This is a genomic window from Paenibacillus sp. 01T443 (assembly GCF_056398325.1).
In genome coordinates, this window is record NZ_JBFTPE010000003.1 from 257,376 (window position 1) to 279,843 (window position 22,468).

At 46.8% G+C, this 22,468-nt stretch carries 23 protein-coding genes; 20 read left to right on the forward strand and 3 right to left on the reverse strand.

What is annotated here, in order from left to right; all coding sequences use genetic code 11:
• Positions 1-32 precede the first annotated feature (32 nt).
• From AC1DLI_RS05630 to AC1DLI_RS05705, 16 genes are all read left to right on the forward strand, one after another.
• The gene (locus AC1DLI_RS05630; protein ID WP_477600662.1) at positions 33-842 is read left to right on the forward strand and encodes a metal ABC transporter ATP-binding protein; all 810 of its coding nucleotides are present in this window, start codon (positions 33-35) and stop codon (positions 840-842) included.
• A 2-nt stretch (positions 843-844) separates the two neighbouring features.
• Positions 845-1,786 carry a metal ABC transporter permease gene (locus AC1DLI_RS05635; protein WP_477600432.1) on the forward strand — a complete coding sequence of 314 codons (942 nt, stop codon included), beginning with the start codon at positions 845-847 and terminating at the stop codon, positions 1,784-1,786.
• Positions 1,783-2,652, forward strand: coding sequence for a metal ABC transporter permease (locus AC1DLI_RS05640; RefSeq protein ID WP_477600434.1), 870 nt, complete (start codon positions 1,783-1,785; stop codon positions 2,650-2,652). The genes AC1DLI_RS05635 and AC1DLI_RS05640 overlap by 4 nt, the downstream gene beginning before the upstream one ends.
• Before the next feature lie 168 nt (positions 2,653-2,820).
• The gene (locus AC1DLI_RS05645; RefSeq protein ID WP_477600436.1) at positions 2,821-4,248 is read left to right on the forward strand and encodes an ABC transporter substrate-binding protein; all 1,428 of its coding nucleotides are present in this window, start codon (positions 2,821-2,823) and stop codon (positions 4,246-4,248) included.
• Between the two features lie 273 nt (positions 4,249-4,521).
• On the forward strand, positions 4,522-5,274 hold the full coding sequence (locus AC1DLI_RS05650; protein ID WP_477600438.1) for a Cof-type HAD-IIB family hydrolase: 753 nt from the start codon (positions 4,522-4,524) through the stop codon (positions 5,272-5,274).
• Positions 5,275-5,281: 7 nt separating this feature from the next.
• Positions 5,282-5,764 carry a DUF456 domain-containing protein gene (locus AC1DLI_RS05655; RefSeq protein WP_477600440.1) on the forward strand — a complete coding sequence of 161 codons (483 nt, stop codon included), beginning with the start codon at positions 5,282-5,284 and terminating at the stop codon, positions 5,762-5,764.
• Positions 5,765-5,784: 20 nt separating this feature from the next.
• The gene (locus AC1DLI_RS05660; protein WP_477600442.1) at positions 5,785-6,510 is read left to right on the forward strand and encodes a ThuA domain-containing protein; all 726 of its coding nucleotides are present in this window, start codon (positions 5,785-5,787) and stop codon (positions 6,508-6,510) included.
• A 20-nt stretch (positions 6,511-6,530) separates the two neighbouring features.
• Entirely contained in the window at positions 6,531-8,165 is a 1,635-nt protein-coding gene (locus tag AC1DLI_RS05665; RefSeq protein WP_477600444.1) for a putative polysaccharide biosynthesis protein, read from the forward strand.
• 173 nt (positions 8,166-8,338) lie between these two features.
• Positions 8,339-9,037: a response regulator transcription factor gene (locus AC1DLI_RS05670; protein WP_477600446.1), complete on the forward strand. Its 699-nt coding sequence runs from the start codon at positions 8,339-8,341 to the stop codon at positions 9,035-9,037.
• Positions 9,038-9,096: 59 nt separating this feature from the next.
• Positions 9,097-10,446, forward strand: coding sequence for a sensor histidine kinase (locus AC1DLI_RS05675; protein ID WP_477600448.1), 1,350 nt, complete (start codon positions 9,097-9,099; stop codon positions 10,444-10,446).
• 414 nt (positions 10,447-10,860) lie between these two features.
• Positions 10,861-12,477 (forward strand): copper amine oxidase N-terminal domain-containing protein, encoded by a 1,617-nt coding sequence (locus AC1DLI_RS05680; RefSeq protein ID WP_477600450.1) that lies wholly within the window; start codon positions 10,861-10,863, stop codon positions 12,475-12,477.
• Positions 12,478-12,529: 52 nt separating this feature from the next.
• On the forward strand, positions 12,530-12,874 hold the full coding sequence (locus AC1DLI_RS05685) for a thioredoxin family protein (RefSeq protein ID WP_477600452.1): 345 nt from the start codon (positions 12,530-12,532) through the stop codon (positions 12,872-12,874).
• Between the two features lie 160 nt (positions 12,875-13,034).
• The gene (locus AC1DLI_RS05690; protein WP_477600454.1) at positions 13,035-13,958 is read left to right on the forward strand and encodes a COX15/CtaA family protein; all 924 of its coding nucleotides are present in this window, start codon (positions 13,035-13,037) and stop codon (positions 13,956-13,958) included.
• 43 nt (positions 13,959-14,001) lie between these two features.
• Positions 14,002-14,175, forward strand: a complete 174-nt coding sequence (locus AC1DLI_RS05695) for a hypothetical protein (RefSeq protein WP_477600456.1) — start codon at positions 14,002-14,004, stop codon at positions 14,173-14,175.
• Positions 14,153-14,869 carry a Cthe_2314 family HEPN domain-containing protein gene (locus AC1DLI_RS05700; protein ID WP_477600458.1) on the forward strand — a complete coding sequence of 239 codons (717 nt, stop codon included), beginning with the start codon at positions 14,153-14,155 and terminating at the stop codon, positions 14,867-14,869. The genes AC1DLI_RS05695 and AC1DLI_RS05700 overlap by 23 nt, the downstream gene beginning before the upstream one ends.
• 25 nt (positions 14,870-14,894) lie before the next feature.
• Entirely contained in the window at positions 14,895-15,671 is a 777-nt protein-coding gene (locus tag AC1DLI_RS05705) for an SDR family oxidoreductase (protein WP_477600664.1), read from the forward strand.
• Between the two features lie 114 nt (positions 15,672-15,785).
• On the opposite strand, the gene AC1DLI_RS05710 is transcribed toward AC1DLI_RS05705, so the two are convergent.
• Positions 15,786-16,031: a NifU family protein gene (locus tag AC1DLI_RS05710; RefSeq protein WP_054026871.1), complete on the reverse strand. Its 246-nt coding sequence runs from the start codon at positions 16,029-16,031 to the stop codon at positions 15,786-15,788.
• A 98-nt stretch (positions 16,032-16,129) separates the two neighbouring features.
• Between AC1DLI_RS05710 and AC1DLI_RS05715 the strand changes: the two genes are divergently transcribed.
• Complete coding sequence (locus tag AC1DLI_RS05715; protein WP_477600460.1) at positions 16,130-16,390, forward strand: YuzB family protein; 261 nt, start codon at positions 16,130-16,132, stop codon at positions 16,388-16,390.
• 6 nt (positions 16,391-16,396) lie between these two features.
• On the opposite strand, the gene AC1DLI_RS05720 is transcribed toward AC1DLI_RS05715, so the two are convergent.
• Together AC1DLI_RS05720 and mqnE are read right to left on the reverse strand one after the other, a co-directional pair.
• Complete coding sequence (locus AC1DLI_RS05720; protein ID WP_477600461.1) at positions 16,397-17,464, reverse strand: NAD(P)/FAD-dependent oxidoreductase; 1,068 nt, start codon at positions 17,462-17,464, stop codon at positions 16,397-16,399.
• A gap of 62 nt (positions 17,465-17,526) precedes the next feature.
• Positions 17,527-18,630, reverse strand: a complete 1,104-nt coding sequence (mqnE, locus tag AC1DLI_RS05725) for an aminofutalosine synthase MqnE (RefSeq protein WP_477600462.1) — start codon at positions 18,628-18,630, stop codon at positions 17,527-17,529.
• A gap of 244 nt (positions 18,631-18,874) precedes the next feature.
• Between mqnE and erpA the strand changes: the two genes are divergently transcribed.
• The 3 genes from erpA (at position 18,875) to AC1DLI_RS05740 (ending at position 22,370) form a co-directional block, all read left to right on the forward strand.
• The gene (gene erpA, locus AC1DLI_RS05730; protein WP_477600464.1) at positions 18,875-19,237 is read left to right on the forward strand and encodes an iron-sulfur cluster insertion protein ErpA; all 363 of its coding nucleotides are present in this window, start codon (positions 18,875-18,877) and stop codon (positions 19,235-19,237) included.
• Between the two features lie 1,310 nt (positions 19,238-20,547).
• Positions 20,548-21,276 carry a response regulator transcription factor gene (locus AC1DLI_RS05735; RefSeq protein WP_477600466.1) on the forward strand — a complete coding sequence of 243 codons (729 nt, stop codon included), beginning with the start codon at positions 20,548-20,550 and terminating at the stop codon, positions 21,274-21,276.
• Complete coding sequence (locus AC1DLI_RS05740) at positions 21,276-22,370, forward strand: sensor histidine kinase (protein WP_477600468.1); 1,095 nt, start codon at positions 21,276-21,278, stop codon at positions 22,368-22,370. Before AC1DLI_RS05735 ends, AC1DLI_RS05740 begins: the two co-directional genes overlap by 1 nt.
• Positions 22,371-22,468: the final 98 nt, after the last annotated feature.

Genomic DNA, 22,468 nt, shown 5'->3' on the forward strand with positions numbered 1-22,468 from the left:
AGAATATACACGTAGGAAAGCGAGTGATGAACATGAGCCAATCTCAAACAGCAGCTAAGCAAGACGTGAAATCAACAATAGCGCCGCTAAGCATTAAAGGACTAAGTGTCGCTTATCAGAAGAAACCCGTCCTTCGTGGCGTAACCTTTGAAGTAAAAGAAGGGGAGCTAATCGGTGTAATCGGTCCGAACGGAGCCGGTAAATCAACGCTGATGAAGGCGGCTCTTGGACTCATCCCAAGCATTGGCGGTGAAGTGCTTGTCTATGGGAAACCATATAAGCAGCAGCGTAAAATGATCGGTTATGTACCGCAGCGAGAATCGGTCGATTGGGATTTCCCTACCAATGCGCTGGATGTTGTGCTAATGGGCCGTTATGGACATTTGGGCTGGTTCCGCCGCCCAAGCGCGAAGGATAAGGCACTTGCACTGGAATGCCTCAGCAAGGTAGGCATGGCTGACTACGCAGGCAGACAAATCAGCCAGCTGTCAGGCGGGCAGCAGCAGCGTGTGTTTCTAGCGCGTGCGCTCGCGCAGGATGCGAAGCTGTATTTTATGGATGAACCCTTCGCTGGCGTGGATGCCGCGACGGAGAAAGCGATTATTACATTGCTGCAGGAGCTGAAGCTGCAGGGGAAAACGGTTATCGTCGTACATCATGATCTTGCGACGGTACAGGATTATTTCGACTCAGTTCTGCTTCTGAATGTGGAGCTGCAAGCATTTGGGCCGACAGCGAAAACCTTTACGCAGGAGAAATTGCAGCGTACTTACGGCGGCCGGCTTGCCTTCCTTGATCGCAGCCTGCAGTCCCCGTCACCATTTGACGGAAAGGGTGAGTGAGGATGGAAAAAATTTGGTTAATGCTGTCTGATCCAAATATGCAGTGGATTTTTCTCGGATGCACCCTGCTTGGTTTAAGCAGCGGTGTCATCGGATGCTTCTCTTATCTTAGGAAACAAAGCTTAATGGGCGATACGTTAGCTCATGCGGCGCTCCCGGGAATTTGCATTGCATTTATGCTTACGGGTATCAAATCAATTGGCCTATTTTTAATCGGTGCGGGCGTGGCGGGAATTGTCGCAACATTCGGCATTGGATATATTACACGCAATTCCAAGCTTAAACAGGATGCGGCGATGGGCATTGTATTGTCAGGATTTTTTGGCTTAGGCATCGTGCTCCTCACGATAATCCAGCATGGAAACTATGGCAATCAGTCAGGTCTGGATAAGTTTTTATTCGGGCAGGCCGCTTCTATGATCGCTTCCGACGTGATTACGATGACGGTGGTATGCATTTCGTTGATTACGATTTGTACCTTGCTGTTTAAGCAGTTCAAAATTATCTCGTTTGATCCCGGCTTTGCAAGGGGCCTTGGTTATCCGGTAGCGTTTCTTGAGCAGCTGCTCATGTTTCTTATTGTGGTAGCCGTAGTATCCGGCATTCAAGCGGTTGGCGTTGTGCTTGTGGCAGCGCTGCTGATTACTCCAGCTGTATCAGCCAGGTATTGGACGGATCGTTTAGGCTTCATGGTTATATTGTCCGGCTTATTCGGCGCTGTCAGCGGTGCCATCGGGACTTGGATCAGCGCCTCGGTCTCTAACCTGCCGACTGGACCGGTAACCGTACTGGCAGCGACGCTGTTGTTCTGCTTTTCTATTCTATTTGGACCACAGCGCGGCCTTGTTGCGAAGCGGCTGCTTCGTCAAAGGGTAAAGCAGCGCTATAATCGTGACAATGAGCGTCTTCTTGAGGGCAATGTGAAGAAGGAGGCGGCGTTATGAGTGACTTTTGGATTTTGCTTACAGGAGCACTGGTAGCGAGCTGCTGCGGGGTGCTTGGCGTATTTCTTGTTCTGCGCAAAATGGCGATGATCGGTGATGCCATCAGCCATTCCGTCATGCCGGGCATCGTTATCGCGTTTCTGCTTAGCGGTTCGCGCGATTCGCTGCTTATGATGTTCGCCGCATTATTATGCGGCTTGCTGACGACCTTTCTCATTCAAATGTTCCAGCAAAGCGGCATTCAATCGGATGCGTCTATCGGTGTTGTATTCACGGCATTATTTGCAATCGGCGTCGTGCTTGTCAGCTTATATGCCCGTCAGGTCCATTTGGACCAGGATGCGATTTTGTACGGCGAGATTGCTTATGTGCACTGGAATATATGGGAGCTCGGCGGCATCAATATGGGGCCGAAGGCCGTATGGCTGCTTGGATTTACGCTTCTTATTATTACGTCCGTGGTTGCCTTGTTTTATAAGCAATTCAAGCTTTGCGCGTTTGATCCTGCCCTTGCGGCAGCCATCGGCATTCCTGTAGCACTGTTTCATTACTTGTTAATGGGACTCGTCTCTATGGCAACGGTCAGCTCCTTCGAGAGCGTAGGAGCGATTCTTGTAGTCGGCTTGCTGATCATTCCGGCTTCAACGGCTTATTTACTGACAGACCGGCTCGGAATCATGATTGGCCTAAGCGTAGCCGCAGGTATTGCCAGCACCTTTATCGGTTATGGAGCAGCGGTAGTGCTGGATGCTTCAATCGCGGGCTGCATGGTTTGCGCGGCAGCATTATTGTTCGTGATCGCTTTTTTATTCTCGCCGTCTCACGGCATTGTGATAAAGAAGCTTCGGCTGCGGAAGCTTGCATAACCAGAACCCAAATATTAATAAAAAGAAATAATCGAGAAAAGAGCGGCCGAATTTGGCTGCTCTTTTTTTGTATGCAACAAAACATAAACCAAAAATGCAACTTTTATCCAGTAAGGGACGTACTATATTTGGGACTTATTAGGAGATATAAAGGAGAGGGAATTACAAATGAAGGTTTGGTCAAAATTCGTAATACCGTTTGTCATCATGACCCTTATGTTAACGGCATGCAGCTTTGGGGGAGACGATAAGAGAACAGAGAAAGATCAGCAATCGACACTAAAGGTTATGTATTATGACGAAGGTGCTTTTTTTCAAGATTACGGCATKATCTTCTCGGCTTTATATCCTAATGTTGAAATCGAGGTTGTGTCTACCCAGGGAATCTATTCGGAGGATCAAAAGGACTACGATGCCGCTTATGATAAGTTTATTGAAGAAAAGCAGCCCGACCTTCTTATGCTGGATACTGAGAAATATAAAAAGATGGCACAGGATGGGAAGCTTTATGATCTTGATGCGGTTATCGAGAAAGAAAAGTATGATACGGAGGGACTTATTCCCGGAATGCTCGATTATTTGAGAGAACTCGGAGGCGGCAGATTGTTCGGGATGACGCCTAATTTTTATAGCCAGGTCCTCTTTTATAATAAGGATTTGTTTGATGAATACAAAATCGAGTACCCGACCGATCGGATGAGCTGGAACGAGGTCATACAGCTTGCGCGCCGTTTTCCCGTCGAAGGAGATGCCAAGGATCGGATCTATGGTCTGAAAATGGGATACAATGAAAATTTATTTGAAGTGGCGAGCATGCTTGCAGCTGCCGACGGGATTAGCTATGTGAATGCTGCTCAAAAGGAAATGACAATCAATACGGATTCTTGGAAAAATGCAGCCCAGATTGCACTGGATGCTATAAACTCTAACTCGCTTTATTTTGAGAGCATGAATAATCAAGAATCGGATATGGCGCAAACCTATGAGGATTACCTGCTGCGGGATCCCTTCATATCCGGCCGCTTGGCCATGGCAATAGGCGATAATAATTATATTAGCCAAATGAAGCAAGCAGGTGAAAACGAAAAGGTAAAGGATAAAATCGTGAAAAATTGGGATCTGGTTACCGTTCCAGTCGGACAACAAAACCCGGATCAATCCAATATGACCTCCTTCCAAAATCTTTTTGCGATTCGTGCAGAATCCCCTAATAAGGAGACAGCATGGGAATTCCTTCAGTATGTAACGAGCGAGGAGTATGCTAGGGTAAAATCAAAATCCAATAACTATAACGGCTTGCCTGTTCGCACCAAATACATAACAGATGCCGAAGGACGCAACTTCGCGGCATTTTATAATTTGAAGCCAAGCACATTCAACAGCTATAAGGATTACGAAAAGCTGCCTGAAACCTTCTGGGGCGACTTTAACGCGGCTACGCAGCAGGAGTTCCAAAAGGTGAAAGATGACCAGCAAACGATTAATGAGGCGCTTGATATTTTACAGGTAAAAGGGCAAGAGATGCTTTTGAAGGAGTCTCCTGTCATCAAGGAGGAAACGCCTGCCGCAGAGGTGAATACGACTACGGCGGAGTAAGCTTAGGTTAAAAGCAACGGAGCATGCTTTCGCGTATTCGCGAAGGCTGCTCTTTTTTCAAATATAAGAAAGTATAAAATTCAACCTTATACGTTGCTTATATTTCACCGCGAAACGAGCTTTTGCCGCCAAGGACGGCGTCAGCCGTTTACGCTTGAAATGGATAAGAATTGATAAGGTTAAAGGACGATCGTTTGGAATCTGCCGCAAATGTGCTAAAATAATTTACTAGCGGGTTGCATCTGTGAACGGCATTTATGAGGAGGCACACTATTGGGAGAGTATAAACTGTTGGCGCTCGATATGGACGGGACGCTGCTAAATGAACAAAGTGAAATTAGTACGGAGAATGCGGAGTGGATTCAAAAAGCGCTGGATGCTGGCGTAATAGTCAGCTTCTCTACCGGACGCGGCTTTCGCAGCGCGCTGCCCTACGCGGAGCAGCTGAAGCTGGAGACGCCGATGATTACAGTCAACGGGAGCGAGATTTGGCATCGTCCGCATGTGCTGCATAAGCGTACGCATCTAAGCCATGTCTATGTGCAACGCTTGCATGAGCTGGCTCTTTCTCACGGTGAGCCGTGGTTCTGGGCATATACGGCCGATGATATTTTTAACAAAGAAAAATGGATTAATCCCGCTGATGACTACGCTTCGCATCACTGGCTGAAATTTGGCTATTATACGGAGGATGACAGCATTAGAGAAAAGCTGCTGGCTGAGGTACAAAGCTGGGGTGCGCTTGAAATTACGAACTCATCGCCTTGGAATTTGGAACTTAATCCGCTGGGCGTGTCCAAGGCAAGCGCTTTGCAAGAACTTTGCGTTTTGCTTAACATCGAAATGTCGCAGGTTATTGCGGTCGGCGATAGCTTGAACGATATCGCTGCGATCCGTGAAGCCGGTCTTGGCGTGGCCATGGGCAATGCCCAAGAATCAGTCAAGGAAGCAGCGGATTTCATAACCTTTACCAACAATGAGCACGGCGTTGCAGAGGTTATCAAACGATACGTTATGAAAGGATGATTAACGTATGGATATTTTAGGCTGGACATTAGTTATTATTTTGTTCGTTGTGGGAATGGCCGGGGCAGTCTATCCGATTTTGCCGGGCGCTCTTGCTATTTATGGCGCGTTTTTTGTTTATGGCTTCTTTTTCTCCTTTAGCGAATTCGGAGTATGGTTCTGGCTCATCCAGACCATTATTGTCATCGTACTGTTTGTGGCCGATTATGCGGTCAGCGCCTGGGGCGTCAAACGGTTCGGAGGCTCGCGTGCCTCTGTAATCGGCAGCACAATCGGTCTTATTTTTGGTCCTTTCGTAATCCCGGCGCTAGGTCTTATCATTGGGCCGTTTGCCGGCGCCGTTATCAGCGAAATGATTATCGGAACAAAATTCGATAAAGCGCTCAAGGTCGGCCTAGGCTCCGTGGTCGGATTATTTACGAGCGTTGTTGTGAAGTTTATTTTGCAGCTGGCGATGATTGTGTTGTTTGTGCTTTGGCTCGTATTCTAATTGAAAAGAGGATTCATTCGATGATTAAAGTGACGGTATGGAATGAGTTTTTGCATGAGAAGATTCACGAGGAAGTAAAAAACGTATATCCTGATGGCATTCATCAAGCGCTGGCCAAAGGCATCGCGAGCGGTGATATCGAAGTGGCAACGGCGACGCTGGAAGAGCCGGAGCATGGGTTAACGGTAGAGTGTTTGGCTAATACGGATGTTCTCATTTGGTGGGGGCATATGGGGCATGATCAAGTAGATGATGCCATTGTTGAACGCGTACAACAGCGCGTGTGGGAAGGCATGGGCTTAATCGTGCTGCACTCGGGTCATTTCTCGAAAATCTTCAAAAAACTTATGGGTACAAGCTGCGATCTGAAATGGCGCGAAGCGGGCGAGAAGGAACGGATTTGGGTCGTTAACCCGGCACATCCGATTGCTGCCGGCTTGCCGGAATACATCACGCTGGAGCATGAAGAAATGTATGGCGAGCACTTTGATATCCCTGCACCGGATGAGCTGATATTCGTAAGCTGGTTCGAAGGCGGAGAAGTGTTCCGCAGCGGCTGTACGTTCAACCGCGGTCAAGGCAAAATCTTTTATTTCCGCCCGGGCCACGAGACGTATCCTACTTATTACAACCCGCAGGTTTTGCAGGTCATTCAGAATGGCGTGCGCTGGGCGGCTCCATCGCTTGCAGCTGCGCCGGTTCGCGGCAACCATCAGCCGCTAGAGCCCATTGGCAATAAAGGATAGGGAGACTTCGGAATACCATTATGCTAAAAAAAGACTCATTACTAAAAGGTACCATTATTTTGACGGCTGCAGCCCTGGTCGTCCGTTTTCTCGGTTTATTCCAGAGAATACCGCTCGATTACATGCTGGGATCGCTCGGGCAAGCAGCCTTCAACTCAGCGAATACCATCTATTTATTACTGTTAACGATCGCTACCGGGGGCATTCCACTGTCCATTAGTAAGATGATATCGCAGCGTTATGCGCTGGGCAGGCCGGACGAGGCGAAACGGATCTATCAGGCCGCTTTAATGTTTGGTGCTGTGACAGGCTTGCTGCTCGCCACTGCCTTGTTTGTACTGGCGCCTGTCTATGAACGGATTTCGAGGGTGCCGGACTCAGCTTTATCGCTCCAAGCCATAGCGCCTGCGCTGCTGCTGTTTCCCATTATTGCGATGATGCGCGGTTACTTTCAAGGTAGGCAAATTATGGCCGCCGGCGGCATATCGCAAATTATGGAACAAATTTTACGGCTCATCGGCGGTATCGGGCTCGCCTTTATCATACTCGGTTTAGGCTGGGGTGATAAATACGGCGCGGCTGCCGTTGCGTTTGGCTCGGTACTCGGAAGCATCGGCGCATTTTCGGTCATGATGTGGTTTGCCAGAAAACTCAAAAAGCAGGATCGTACCGAAGCATTTGCCATAACAAGCGACAAGGCAGCAATGCCAAGCTCCAAGCTGCCGTTTCGTACGATTTACCGGGAAATATTCAGAACCTCAATTGCGGCCGTCGTAACGGCTATGACCGTGCAATTTGTCTATTTCTTCGATCAGACGCTCTTTGTGAGGCTGACGACTGCTTTTTACAACCATGACACGGCAATAAAAGTACTCGCGGAATATCAGAACAAAGCGATGGGCATTGCGGGCATCCCGCCTATTTTGGCTATTGCGCTTGGCGCTTCGATTATTCCGGTCATTTCTTCGGCCTATGCCTTGAAGAATATACAAGAAGTACAGCGGCAATCCTCGCTCGTTATGCGGATTGTTTGCTTTACTGGCGTACCGGTCGCTTTGCTGTTCACCGTCGCATCCTATTCGGTAACTGGTCTTTTATTTAAGAGTCCAAGCGGCAGCAATACCGTTGCTTTGCTGACGGCCGGAGCGATTTTTCAAATTACGATGATGATCTCTAACTCGATTCTCTACGGCCTCAATAAACCCAAGCAGCCCATGAATCATACGTTTATCGGGATTGGTTTAAAGGTCGTTACCAGCTTTGCGCTTGCTCCTTTTCTTGGTGTATACGGACTCATTATCGGATCAACAATTTGCTTTATTGTCATTACGGCACTGAATGTACGAACAATCAATAAGGAAGTCAATTTGAATATACTCGGCAGCAAGTGGCTGGCCTATATGGCAGCAATCGCGATACCGGCCTTGGCAGGCTGGGGCGCAGAATATGCCGTGCTGTCATGGACAGATGCTTGGGCTGACAAGCTATCCTATTTCTTAGCGTTTGCCGTTACTTCGGCCATTGTAGGAGGACTTTATCTCATTTTACTGGCAGCGCTGCGCGTTATAACGCCGGAGGATATACGCTCGTTCCCTGGACCTTTGCGTAAGATCCTCTCACTTGTTTTAAAACCTTTCTATAAGAAAGCGGTATAAAGGCTAGAAAAGTTAATGGCGAAGGACGTTTCCATAATAGGGAACGTTCTTTTTTTGTTGACTAATATGCAAAAAATAACCAAAATAGCAATGCTATATTTTTTTATTCGTCTCATGAATCTTATCTAAGTTTAATAAGTTGTACGTAGCTTTCGGTTGAAAGGAGCATAAGCATGACAAGAGAAACCATTCTGATGGTCGATGACGAGAAAGAAATTTTAAGCTTAATGGACATCTATTTTAAAAATGACGGGTTTACGATGCTAAAGGCTTCCAACGGGCTAGAAGCGCTCGCGCTGTTAAATAGCCATAAAATCGATCTAATTATATTGGATGTGATGATGCCCGTTATGGACGGTCTTGAGGCATGCATGAAAATACGCGAAAGTAACCATATTCCGATTATTATGCTTTCCGCCAAAACACAAGATATCGATAAAATATCGGGTCTCAGCCTTGGAGCAGACGAATATGTAACGAAACCTTTCAGCCCCCTGGTCCTGTTGGCAAGCGTAAAATCGCATATTCGCAGAGCAAAGCAGTTCCATGCACAATCGGTTCGGAACGAGCATGAAATGATCGTAGATGATCTGGTGATCAACACGGCTACGCATACGGTTACAGTGGATCAGAAGGAGGTTAAGCTCACACCCCATGAATTCGCCATTCTTAGCTTGTTGGCCGTGAACCGGGGAATTGTCCTTAGCATGGATAAGATTTATGAGAGCGCATGGAACGAGCCCTTCATGGAATCAAAAAATACAGTTATGGTCCATATCCGCAAAATTCGCGAAAAAATCGAAAAAGACACTCAACATCCCAAATACATAAAAACCGTGTGGGGAATCGGCTATAAAATGGAGGCGCTCTAAGCATGAATAACGTGGGGAGCCTTCGTCTTCAAGCAAACCCTTAAAATACAGGAGATGAAATGATAAAAAGAAACCTATTAAAAATGGCTGCAGCGAGCCTCGTAATCGCTTTGGCGCTTGCATGGCTCGCACGGCTGCTGCTTGCGTTCATGATTAAAATTCCGCCCTATGACAAACCGCTGAAATGGATTGTTGAGCATATCGGCTCTTCGCCAATAATGCTGGCCTCCGTTATTTTAATATTTGGCCTTTGCTATAAAAAGCTGTTCAAGCAAAGTCTGGCCTGGCTACCAAGCGGGCATCGCGAATCGTACCCGCCCAGTCAGCCGAGCCATCCGCTTTTCCGCACGATCCGCTGGACCTTTATGGCAGCCTTTCTAAAGAGCCTGGGTCTAATGCTTTGCTTTGTTATTGCGGGGCATTTATTCGCCTTCGTGCTTATTCAATACACACCGTACGACCGGACTTTGATCTGGATCGTCAACCATATCGGTTCAACGCCGGTTATTGCTCTATTCGGATGCCTGCTGTTTCTTGGCTTTTTTTTCTGGACGAGTCGAAACATGATTCTATATTTGAAGGAAATTCGTTATGGATTGCAGCAAATGGCTTCCGGCAAGTTTGATCATGAAATTCCGGTCAAAGCTGAGGATGAGCTCGGTGAAATCGCCAGCAGCATCAATGAATTAGGCAAGCAATTTAATCATTTGCTGCAAGAAGAAAGAAATGCCGAGAAATCGAAAAATGATTTAATAACGGGCGTTTCACATGATTTGCGTACGCCGCTTACCTCCATACTCGGCTTTCTTGAGCTGATTGAGCAGGACCGGTACCAAGATGAAGTGGAGCTTCGTTACTTTGTTAACATTGCGTATGAGAAATCGAAAAATTTAAAAGGCTTAATCGATGATTTGTTTGAATACACGAAATTAAACAACGATATGCCCCTTACCTTAGCTAAGCTGGACATCGTAGGTTTCGTGAGGCAGCTCGCCGAAGAGTTTGTTCCGAGCCTTGAGAAGGCGGGAATGAGCTGCCGTATTCATACCGATGAGCCTGCAATATGGATCTCGGCTGACGGGGAGCTGCTGGCCAGAGCCTATGATAACCTCATCGCAAACGCCATTCAATATGGACATGCGGGGAAATTTATCGATATCCAGGTGGAAAGGCTGCATGAAGAAGCCATTATTCGAATCATAAATTTTGGCGATCCCATTCCAGCGAAGGATGTACCTTATATCTTTGACCGTTTCTATCGTGTTGATCGTTCACGAACGGCGGAGTCGGGTGGAACCGGGCTCGGTCTCGCGATTACGAAGAGTATTGTGGAGTCTCATAACGGAAAAATTTCTGTCAGCAGTTCGGCGAAAGAAACCGTATTTGAAACCTGCTTTCCGCTGCTGTGACTCAAAACTTAAGAATTCATTAAGCAAATTATAAGCACCAGAAGGCATTCGCGATAAGATATTCCCCTTACAATAGCCAGTAGTTGGTTATTGGAGGGGAAGCAAAATGGATCGTACTCATCAGGCGGGTATCGCAATCGTTGTTGCTGTTGCTATGCTAGTCGGTTGGCTGCTCATGGGCTGCGCCTCTGCGTGATTTTTGCGAATTTTTCGGCTGGGCAGCACGTCCGAGCAATTCAATCAAGCAGATAGGAATCCTGTGACAATATTCGCTGTAAAAAAGCGCAGAAGTCTAGTAAAATCGACAAAACTAGAGCTTTCCATACATTTACATTAACTAGAGTCTCCTGTACAATGAATAGAGTTTGTCAGTAAAAAAGGCCTACTATATTCAATCATAAAGGAGACGAATGGATGAGAAATTTTTTTGCAAGACCTAAAAAGCTGACCATGCTGTTATTAGCATTTACACTCGTTTTTGCAGCAGGCTGTCAAGCGATTTCTAATTTGGATTTTAACACGGTATTAAAAAATTCCTTGAAGGTAACTTCTAGCGAGAGCAAACAATCCGTAGAATTAAAGCTTTTGCTTGATGATGCCGCATATGAGGGATCCTCTGAAGAGGATCTAGCCATGATGAAGCTTGTCTCCAATGTAAAGCTGCAGTTGAATAACGTGAAAACGCAGGACGACTCGCATATTTCTTTTGACGGCAGCTTGATTTTTGGAGATACCGCGAGCATTAAGTTTGCTTTGAAGATGTCGGATACCTTAGCGGTAATGGAGCTTGAAGGCGCTAAGCAGCCGTTTGTGCTGGATCTGACAAACGAGAGCCTGCTGGGTATGTCGGGTGTTGCAGGTCTGACCGGTTTGCCGGTGGAAACCGCGTCAGAAGAGGTTCCCGGAGTAGACGAAGCAGCGGTTACGGCGCTCGGTCAAAAGTTAATCGATACGGTTGGAACTTATGTCATACATAATCTTCCGAACCCGGAACGCATTGATGTGAAGCCGGTGTATGAGACAATTAATGGAACGGCAACTTCTTTGATGAAGGTGCATGTTGACTTAGACGGCCCTGAAATTTGGGCATGGGTTAAAAAATACGTAGATGCGCTTATCGCTGACCGAGCGGGACTCGATAAGATGGTTGCGGGCGTATTCGAAATTTTGCAAAGTAACCCGGATATTTGGGAAGCAGCCGGTACAATTCCTTTTGAGGAAGGCGGGCTTGATACTGCTGATCCAGCAGAGGCGCTTAAGGAAGCAACGGATGGCATCGCTCTTATGCTTACCGAGCTGCAGGATGAGCTGAAGCTGCTTGAGGAAGAGGATCAGGAAACGCTTGATGAAATATTCAGCAAGGATCTTACGATAAAAGCAGACGTATTCGTGGACAACAAGCTTGATATTCGCAAGCAGGTTTATGAACTTTCGTATGTACCGAGCCAAACTCCAGAAATTGGGGTACTGCCGATTAAAGGCCTTACCGTTAAATTTGAGAGCGAATCCTGGAATGTAAACGGACAGGTGAAGGCGGAAGTTCCAGTCGCATCCGCTAAGAATTTCCCGGTCGAAAAATTGTTCTCGATGCAAGGCTATCAAGTGTTGAAGCAATTTGATGAAAAATCTGCGATTTACGATCTGTTGAAAAATAAGCTGCATATTAATAAACAAAACCTTACATGGTATTCTTACCAATACTATAATCCGGTTATCGTCACCGCCAGCCACGTCACGCTTATACCGCTGCGCAATACGGTCGAGCGGCTGGGCGGAGTGCTTACCTATGATAAAAAAACAAAAAGCTTGAAGGTATTCGATGAAGCGACGAATACAACGATTGTTTTGAAGAACGGCAGCGATACCGCTGTAGTTAACGGCAAAAACGTTAAATGGTCATTCCCTGTGACTGTTATTGACGGGGTAACTTACGTGCCTGCACGCAATTTGGCTGCGGCAATAAAAGCAAAGATTGGCTGGACGGTTCTTGACGAGGATATGAAAGTATTTACGCTCGATCGGGAAGTCTAATCCATAGCTGGAATAACGTTAAATCATTTATTAGAACCGTAAGGGGTGCAGCATGAGAAAATTAACGACAGATGAAGCGTTTCGCGAAGCGGTAGCAAGCGAAGGGCTCACGATTGCGGTGTTTAAAGCAACCTGGTGCAAGGATTGTCATTTTATTAATCCCTTCATGCCAGACTTGGAGCGTCAATATGAAGGCAAGGTCACCTTCATTGAGTTAGATCGCGATGATCTTCCTGATCTATGCTCAGAGCTGAACATATTAGGCATTCCGAGCTTTATCGCTTTCCGCGGCAGTAAGGAGCTTATCCGTTTCGTAAGCAAGCTTCGCAAGACACGTGAGGAAATCGAGGAATTCGTAAATCGCGCGATACAAGTCAGCGATGCGCTGACACAATAGTAATCGTTAGTCCGCGTTTCAGGGGAAATCGTACCTAGGCGCGGGCTTTCCTTTTTTAATCGTGTTTTACTCGGAAGTGTCACATTTTCAACATGGCTTTTGCCTTTTTTTATGGCTATAATTGAACTGTTATTAAAACACGAAATAAGGTGATTTTATTATGGTAACCGGGCGTTTTCGCGCGTTGGCAGTCGCTGCGTGCATCGGAATGCTTCTTGTACTGCTCGGCGGAGCACTTGTCACGAATACGGATTCTGGACGAGGCTGCGGTGATGATTGGCCTTTGTGCCATGGGAAATTTATACCGGCTTATACGATTGAATCCATGATCGAATATTCACATCGGCTTATAACTGGCTTTGAGGGACTTCTTGTTCTTGCTACTTGCGTTTCCATTTTTTTGCGGTATAGAAAAGATAGGACAGGCTTTAAGGAGCCTCTTTTTTATGCAGGCGGCGCTCTACTCTTTACGATTATTCAAGCTTTAATGGGAGCAGCAGCCGTTATGTGGCCCCAATCACCGCCTATTATGGCGATTCATTTTGGAATCTCATTAATCGCCTTTGCTTCAACTCTGCTGTTGGTTATTTGGACGTTCCGTGCCAAAAACGGACCGCCTGAGGTGTTTAAGGTACCGCGTTCGATCTTTCCCCGCGTGCTTGCAACAGCTATTTATAGTTACGTCGTTGTTTACCTTGGAGCCTTTATACGGCATACCGATTCGGGTGGCGGCTGTCTAGGCTGGCCGCTTTGTAACGGAGAGATCGTTCCAGAAATCAATGGCGCTACTGGAGCTGTATTTATACACCGCGTAGCAGCCTTGCTGCTAGCCATCAGCCTAGCTGGCCTATATATGCACATTCGTAAAGTCAGTAAGGGCGGAGCCGGCTTAACTAAGCCCGCTGCATGGACGCTTGGCCTTGTTGTTACTCAAATTTTCAGCGGCGCGCTGCTGACGGCTACGATAACGAATTCGGAATGGTTTTTGTTCACCAACCTTTTGCATAATTTAATTGTTACCGGCTTATTCGGAATACTCATGGATATTTTAGTTCGTTCGTGGAGGCTACGCGAAGGGCGGTAAAGGCGTAAAAAAGGATTGCGGAGAAAAAAAGCGAATATGGGACATGCTGAAGGTAGATGAATATGCGTCTCCTTCCAGTCATGCGCCAAACCTGCAAGCCTGCAAACGTGAAAATTCGCTTGCAGGTTTGCCTGCTATTACGAACTTAAATTTTTGGTTGGCAGATGTCACTCTTTTGATGAAGGGACTGATCGATGATGCTGCGCTTCATGTTTAATGAACCTTTGAGAGAAGCGGAAGGAACCCTTGCAGAAACATTCCGTTTAATGGATCAGTTCGTTGCGATCCTGTCCAAAAAAATAAAGGCAGGCGGAGAAGACGTCCAAAAGCTTCGCAAATATGAAATATGGACGCTAGGCCTGCGCTCCTCTTTGGATGAGCTTGAGCAAAGCCACTATGTATCGCTGCACTTTCAACATAAAGTTACCTCCTCTTCGCTTAATCAAATGACAGATGAGGAACGAATCTATTATAATCGTTATATCTACTTCGATAAAAATGCCTTTATCCGCGTCTTCTCCTTGCTGGACAAGCTCGGTACGCTCCTAAACGAGCTCCTCGATATGCGGACGGAACGAATCAAAGCCCATTTTTCTTATTTCACGGTTTTGCGGAATATGAGAGAGAAGAGAGCTCATCCGGAGCTTACTTGGAAGCTTAATGACGTGAAAGAGAAATACAAGGAGTCGATGACAAGGCTGCGGAAACGAAGGAACACCGAGATTCATTATATGAACTCGGAGATGCAGGATGACTTGATTCAAAGCAATCGGATGTACGGCGAAGAGATCAAATTAGAAAATGTGGCGGAGCAATCTGCCGATTTGACGCAGGGCTTGTACCTGGCGATGGAATCACTACTGCTTACGTTTCAATACGCATGCGGATTGATGCGAAACAAGCACACATAATCCCGAGGGGGGAAAACTCGTGGGACTGAGAGGCAAAACAGCATTAGTAACAGGCAGCGCGAAAGGACTCGGCAAACGAACGGCGATCCAGCTAGCCGAGCAAGGCTGTAATGTTGTCATTAATTACTACGAGAGCGAGCATGAAGCACAGCAGGTTAAGGCACAGATCGAGCAGCTGGGCGTAAAGGCGCTTACGGTACAGGCGGATGTAGCAACCGTTGAGGGAGCAGAGAAGCTCGCGAATGCTGCGGAGGAATGGGCTGGGGGCGTTGACATTCTTGTCAATAATGCAGGACCATTCGTTCGGAAGCGGCGTCTATTCAGCGAATATGATGAAGCGACGATCATTAGGCTGCTGCATGGCAATTTGTTAGGCGTAATGCTGCTTGACCATCGATTGCTGCCAGGCATGCGTGAACGCAAGTGGGGACGCGTCATCCATTTCGGCTTCGGTCATGCGGGAGAAGCAAGAGCCTGGCCTCACCGCGCCGTCTATGCCGCCGCGAAGACAGGGCTAGTATCCTTTACAAAATCTCTAGCGGTAGAAGAAGCACCGTATGGCATCACCGTTAATCTCATCGGTCCTGGAGATATTCGCGGCGTGAATAAAGAACGGTCCATTGCTGAGGTAGAGGAAGAGTACGACAATGAATCTCCAATTGGCCGTCCAGGCGCAGGAGAGGACGTAGCGCGAGTGGTGCTTTTCCTTTGCGACAGACAGTCGAATTTCTTAACAGGGAACGTCATTGACGTCACAGGCGGCTTTGATCCTATTGTGGCTAACATCAAAGGCATGTTTTAATCGCGAATAAGCAAAAAAAGAGTCTTATCAATGAGCAAAGGAGCAGGACTCCTTGCTTCTGATAAGACTCTTCATCATTTGTGTTTCAAGGCCATCATGATTCGTTCTTATATATTAAAATACTTGAACGACTTCAATTACACCTTCAACTTCTTCAAGAAGAGCACGTTCGATACCCGCTTTAAGCGTGATCGTCGAGCTTGGGCAGCTACCGCATGCCCCCATTAGGCGAAGCTTGATGATGCCGCCTTCGACATCAACTAACTCAACGTCGCCGCCGTCGCGCTGCAAAAACGGACGAAGCTTATCGAGTACGTCCAAAACTTCGTCATACATCGTGTCTTGTACTTGTTCACTCATTGCAATCATCTCCTTTCTCCCCTATTATAGTACAAAGTGAAGCAATTGAAAATGGATAGTAACTAAGTAAAGTTAGGTGAAGCATGGTGTTTAAACCAATGATCGAGTTTTGTGCCAGTAATATGCATCACGGCACGGACCGGATAATGAAAATATTTGAAGAAAATGATGAATATGAAGTAACCGAATACGGCTGCTTGGGCAATTGCGGCGAATGTTATTTGAACCCATTCGCGTTAGTGGATGGCGCAATTGTATCTGCTGAAACGGTAGACGAACTTCATGAGAACATATTGAAAGCAATAGACCAGCAGCAGGCCGATAAGGAAGCTTTGGACAAGCTGCTGGATGATCTGTAATCGGTGCTAGCCAAGATGGCGCTTAGAGCGCCAGAGCACGCCGCTCTTAACAAGCCGCGGCACACGCCCCATGATCGCAGTGCCCCCCATAAGGCCAAATCCGCTTTTCTTTCCAAGTGAGCCGAGTACGCCCTTTAGCTTCAGCTTGCCAAGACGAGGCGTTTTATCATGCCACATCGCCTGCAAAACCTCGGCGATTTGCTTGCCTTGGGCTCCGGCTGCTTGACCGCTTGGAGAGAGCGGCAGCGCAGCGCAGTCGCCTACGATGAATACATCGTTATGATCAGGCAGCTGATGATATTCGTTTATTATGAGTCTGCCTTGGTTATCCTTAGGCAAATTCATGCGTTGTACGATCGGTACTGGCTGGATGCCTGCCGTCCATACCGTAACATCGGTATAAATAGGCGTTGTTGAATTACAATCATGCAATATGCCGCCTTCGACTCTAGTAAGTCCAACATGGCCGCGCATTTCAACATGATGTTCCTCGAACCATTCCGTGACAAAGGATTGCAGCTTGCTCGGGAAGGCAGAAAGCACACTTGGACCGCGATCCAAAATTCGGATATTAAGGTCAGGCCGGCTTTCGCGCAGTTCAGCTGCAACCTCAACGCCGCTCAAACCTCCGCCTACGATTGATACCTGTCCGTATGGCTTAATATCATTCAGCTGAGCATAAGTCTTCCGGGCTGCCGAGAAGGTCTGAATGCTTGTCGAATATTGCTCGGCACCCTCAATTCCATGGTATTTATCCGTACAGCCAAGACCAATAACCAGCCATTCATAAGCCATTGATTCTTGGCCTTCGATATGGACAAGCTTTTGCTCCACATTCACATCGGTAACTTCGCCGTAAGCTAATGAAATTCTCGGATCGACCGGGAATTTGACGCGAAGCTCCAAATCGGAAACCGTTCCGGCAGCAAGGGCATAATATTCTGTTTTTAAGCCTTGAAACGGCATCCGATCAATTAATACGATAGATACGTCGATTGGCATTTGCTTCTCAAGCAGTTCGTTTGCGATGGCAAGGCCGCCGTAGCCGCCGCCCAAAATAATAAGTTTTCTCATAGGATTTCCAACTCCACGCCTCTTGATGATAATCTATTTTGTGCTTCCGTGATGCTGATTACTCATTCATAAACTTTAATTTCATTGTAAAAAGTATCGCGTTCAACCGGGATGCGGCCTGCGCCTTTAATTAACCAGATCAGATCCTCGCGGGTAATGCCTTCCGGCGTAAGGGCGCCTGCGGCATGGCTGATTTTTTCCTTGACGATGGTACCGTGCGCGTCCGAAGCGCCCATTGTTAGAGCAACCTGCGTCAGCTGTACGCCGATGTTAATGAAATAAGCTTTAATATGCTGAAAGTTATCAAGCATCAAACGGCTGATGGCAATCGTCTTCAAATCCTCAAATGCTGAGTTGCGGCGGCGAATGCCGGCTCTCGGATTGATCGGCTGCATCGAGAGCGGAATAAATACAAGAAATCCGTTCGTTTCATCCTGAAGCTCGCGAATATGCATCAAGTGGCGAATACGATCCTCTTTGGTTTCAATCGAACCGTAAAGCATGGTCGTATGCGTGCGCAAGCCAAGCTCATGAGCCGTGCGATGTACCTGCAAATATTGGGTAACATCGGCTTTATCTACGCGCATTTTTTTGCGATAATGATCGGATAAAATTTCGGCGCCGCCGCCAGTGAGCGACTGCAAGCCGGCTTTCATAAGCTCTTGAAGCACTTCACGGTAGGATAAGCCGCTAATGCGCGAGAAAAAATCGATTTCTGCAGCCGTGTACGCTTTAAGCGTTACTTCAGGAAAACGATCCTTTAATGCTTTGAGTGAATCCACATAATATTGGAATGGAACATTGGTGTTGTGACCGCCGACGATATGGAATTCGCGAACGCCAGGGTGAAAATGCTTCTCTACGTATTCAATCATTTCTTGACCGCTTAGCGTATATGCGCCTTCGTCGCCTTCATCTTTGCGGAAGTTGCAAAACGCACAATGGGCTTCGCATACGTTCGTGAAGTAAAGACTCATGTTTTCGATAAAATAAACCTTTTTGCCATTTTTGCGCAGAGCGACTTCATTAGCAAGCTGTCCAATCGTGAGTAAATCATCTGATTGATATAAGTAAACGCCATCCTCTAATGTTAAACGCTGTCCATGACGCACTTTTTCAATAATTTCCTGCATTTTTGTATCTTCTGTCGGTATAACGACGTTCATGGCCGGGCCACCTCGATATCTTTAGATTGTGAAAAAAAGAACTTTCTTTTCCGATTAAGAAGCTGTAACTATTATAAACCTCATATGTAACATGAGCAATAAGAAAAGTAAGCGGTACGCCAAAAAATGGGAAATGAGTTAGTAGGCATGCTGCTATTGAGCAAGTGAAGAAACTGGAGTATACTACAAATAAGTAAGTGAGTTGCAACACATTCGATTAAACGGATAAACGGAGGGATGTAGCATGATCACAATAAGTGATACAGCATCTGACAAAATAAAAGAAATGCTCGCAGAAGAAGGCGGACCTGAGCTTTTCCTGCGTATCGGAGTAAAGGAAGGCGGCTGCAGCGGCTTTTCCTACGGAATGGGCTTTGACGATGAGCAGCATGACGGCGACAAGGAGCTGGATATGGAAGGCCTTAGAGTTGTCGTCGACGCCGACAGCATTAAATATTTGAATGGTCTCGTTATCGATTTCAAGGAATCGGCAATGGGGGGCGGCTTCACGATCGAAAATCCGAATGCCAGCGCAACATGCGGCTGCGGCTCCTCGTTCCGCACAGTGAGCGACGCAGGCAAACCGGCTGCTGCCGGTGAGTGTTAATCTAGAAGAAATAGGGATTGTATCTTCCGGAATGTGTATGGGGCTCCCTGCACATCCCGGAAGATTTTTTTGCTCATATATTTAAGAAGTTATATGTATTTCTTATAAATCTGTTTATATATCTCATCAAAACGAGCTTTTGCCGCAGAGAACGGCATTAGCCGTTTGTGCATAGCTTTTCGGCTTCACGTCTATAGATCAATCACCTTGGGGGATAGCGGCATATGAAATTCATTCATGATTATAGACATTTTATTGAAGTAGGGTGTACGTCTTGCGGCAGGAAGCACACGGTTCAAAAAGGAAGCTATAACGTAACTATGCAAGGGTATTCGTTTCATTCGCCGATCAGTTGTTCTTGCGGCCTAGTGGCAATCACGGCGATTAAGGAAAAACGAACGTGGACAAGCAAAACGGAGCCAAATGACATAATGAAGCGTAGCAAAGCGACAACAATCAAAATGATGTTAGTTATTAGTTTTGTTATCGTTTTTTTCGCGGGAGAAATGGTTTATATGTTCCAATAGTGAGTGATTTACGAAATAAACAAAAATTTTCGATTGCATGAATAAGCTCTGAGAAAAAGGTGCATTATAGTATTGACGGTGTGAAGAGAGGTGTGGTTCCGTTGGACCAATTGGTGCTAGGGCTGCAGGAGGAACTTATTTAATTTAATCACTAAGCTTTTATGAAAGCGAGGGGTTGTGTCGCAGAACTCTTCTGAACACACACGCTTACTGCAATCCATTAAAACGGAATGCAACCAGCGGTGCCCAAGTATTCTTAATAATGTGAAGTGTTAGATGTGAAGAGACTCGAACGATCAAACACCGTCGAAAGAGGGGCCTGAAAAGGCTCCTTTTTTCTGTTCATCAGCTCACCATCGGCTTACTTGAAAAGCGATTCGTTTCTAAACTCAACTTTTTAATTCGTTTTATGAATAAGCTTTGCGAAAAAGGTGCATGATAGTATTGACGGTGTGAAGAGAGGTGTGGTTCCGTTGGACCAATTGGTGCTAGGGCTGCAGGAGGAACTTATTTAATTTAATCACTAAGCTTTTATGAAAGCGAGGGGTTGTGTCGTAGAGCATTCTCGAACACACACGCTTACTGCGATCCATTAAACCGGAATGCAAACAAGCGGTGCCCAAGTAATCTTAACAATGTGAAGTGTTAGATGTGAAGAGACTCATACGATCAAACACCGTCGAAAGAGGGGCCTGTAAAAGGGCTCCTTTTTTCTGTTTTTCCTCCTGTGAACATTAAGGTAAGCTATAATTGTTAGAAATGAAAAGGATGAGGAGGATCCCCGTGTATCGTATTTTTATCGTGGAGGACGATGACAAAATCGCTTCTATTTTGAAAAATAACATGAATAAATATGGCTTTGAGGCGGCTGCCGTCAATCAGTTTCGCGAAATTATGCCTGAGCTGGAGGCCTTTGAGCCGCATTTGGTGCTGCTGGACATTAATTTGCCGTATTTCGACGGTTATTATTGGTGCAGACAAATCCGTGCCAGGTCGAGAATTCCGATTATTTTCATCTCCGCAAGAGCAGGTGAAATGGATCAGGTGATGGCGATCGAGAACGGCGGCGACGATTACATAACGAAGCCGATTCACTTGGATTTGCTTATGGCGAAGGTGAAGAGTGTGCTGAGGAGAACCTATGGGGAATATGCGGCGCCCGGATCGACGGCAGCAGCTGACACAGGAGCCGTGTCGCATGGGGAGTTGTCAGCAAACGGATTGCGCCTTTTTTTGAATCGCAACGAACTGGAATGGAACGGCCAACGCGTCGAGCTGACGAAAAATGAGCAGCTGCTTGCTGAATGCTTGATGAGGCAAACGGGCGTCGTCGTGTCACGCGAGCAATTGCTGGAGGCGCTCTGGGATGACGTGCAATTTGTTGACGATAATACGCTCACCGTAAACGTGACGAGACTTCGGAAAAAGCTTGAGGAGCTTGGGCTTCAAAAAGCGATTGAAACCGTGCGCGGTCAGGGCTATAAGTTGATTATCCCAGAGGGGGCGCCCTGATGAGAGGCTTGTCGCTGGCGTTATTTTTACGTGACAGGCTGTTGTTTATTTTTATGGCTTTGTTGATTATTTTGCTGTCGTTCAGCATGCTGCTTCTTGAGCGAGAGCGTTATCCAGGCCTTGTCGAGCTGGGTACGGTTTATTATTTTATGTTGCTGGCCTTATTTTTTCTTGGGGTATGGCTGGCTGTTGATTACGTTCGACAGCGTGCTTATTTTAAGCAATTAATCGATGCAATTAACCGGTCTGAAGAGCTCAAGGCTACGTCGATTATAAAAACCACCGTTACGCAGGAGCAGAAGCTTGTCTCCAAGATGCTCGAGGAGCAGAACCGCGCCTATTTGAACGAGCTCGGCAAGTATCGCCGGCAGCAGGAGCTGCACAATCATTTTGTGCTCCAATGGGTACATCATATGAAGACGCCAGTATCGGTTGTCGACTTGCTGGCGCAAGAAGCGCTGCAGAAGCCCGCATCCACTCAGGAAGAACAGAGGCTGCTTGCGCTGAGCCTGCAGGAAGAGACGGACCGAATGACGCGCGGGCTTGAAATGATGCTTTATACCGCAAGGCTGGGCAAGTTTGAAATTGATCTCCATGTTAAGCAAACGGCGCTGCATGCCTTGGCAAGGAACGTGGTAAATGCACATAAGAAGCTGTGTATAAGGCACTCCATTTTTCCGCGCATTGACGGCGAGTCTTGGGTGGAAACGGACGAGAAGTGGATGACGTTTGTGTTAAATCAGTTCGTCAGCAACGCGATCAAATACAGCAAAAGCAAAGCGGGCGCCAAAAAGATTAATTTTACGATGGAAGCTTTCGGAAATGGCGGAGGCAAGCTTACCGTGTCAGATGAGGGGATCGGCATAGCTCCGCATGAGCTGCCGCGTATTTTTGATCCATTCTTCACAGGGGAGAACGGCCGTACAACAGGGGAGTCGACAGGGATGGGTCTCTATTTGGCGAAGCAGGTATGCAGCCGGCTGGGCCACGAGCTGTCCGTAACCTCCGTTATGGGAGAGAGCACGGCGATGACTGTCGTATTTAAGCCGCGAGGCATTCATATACTAGGCAGCCAAGAGGAGAGCAGCGACTAGGTGACAACTTTGTAAGGTTCGCAGATAATTGAAAGGGAAATCGATGGGATTCATGTATCCTTCTCGTCTATACTAAGGCTATCGAAGCACACTATGGA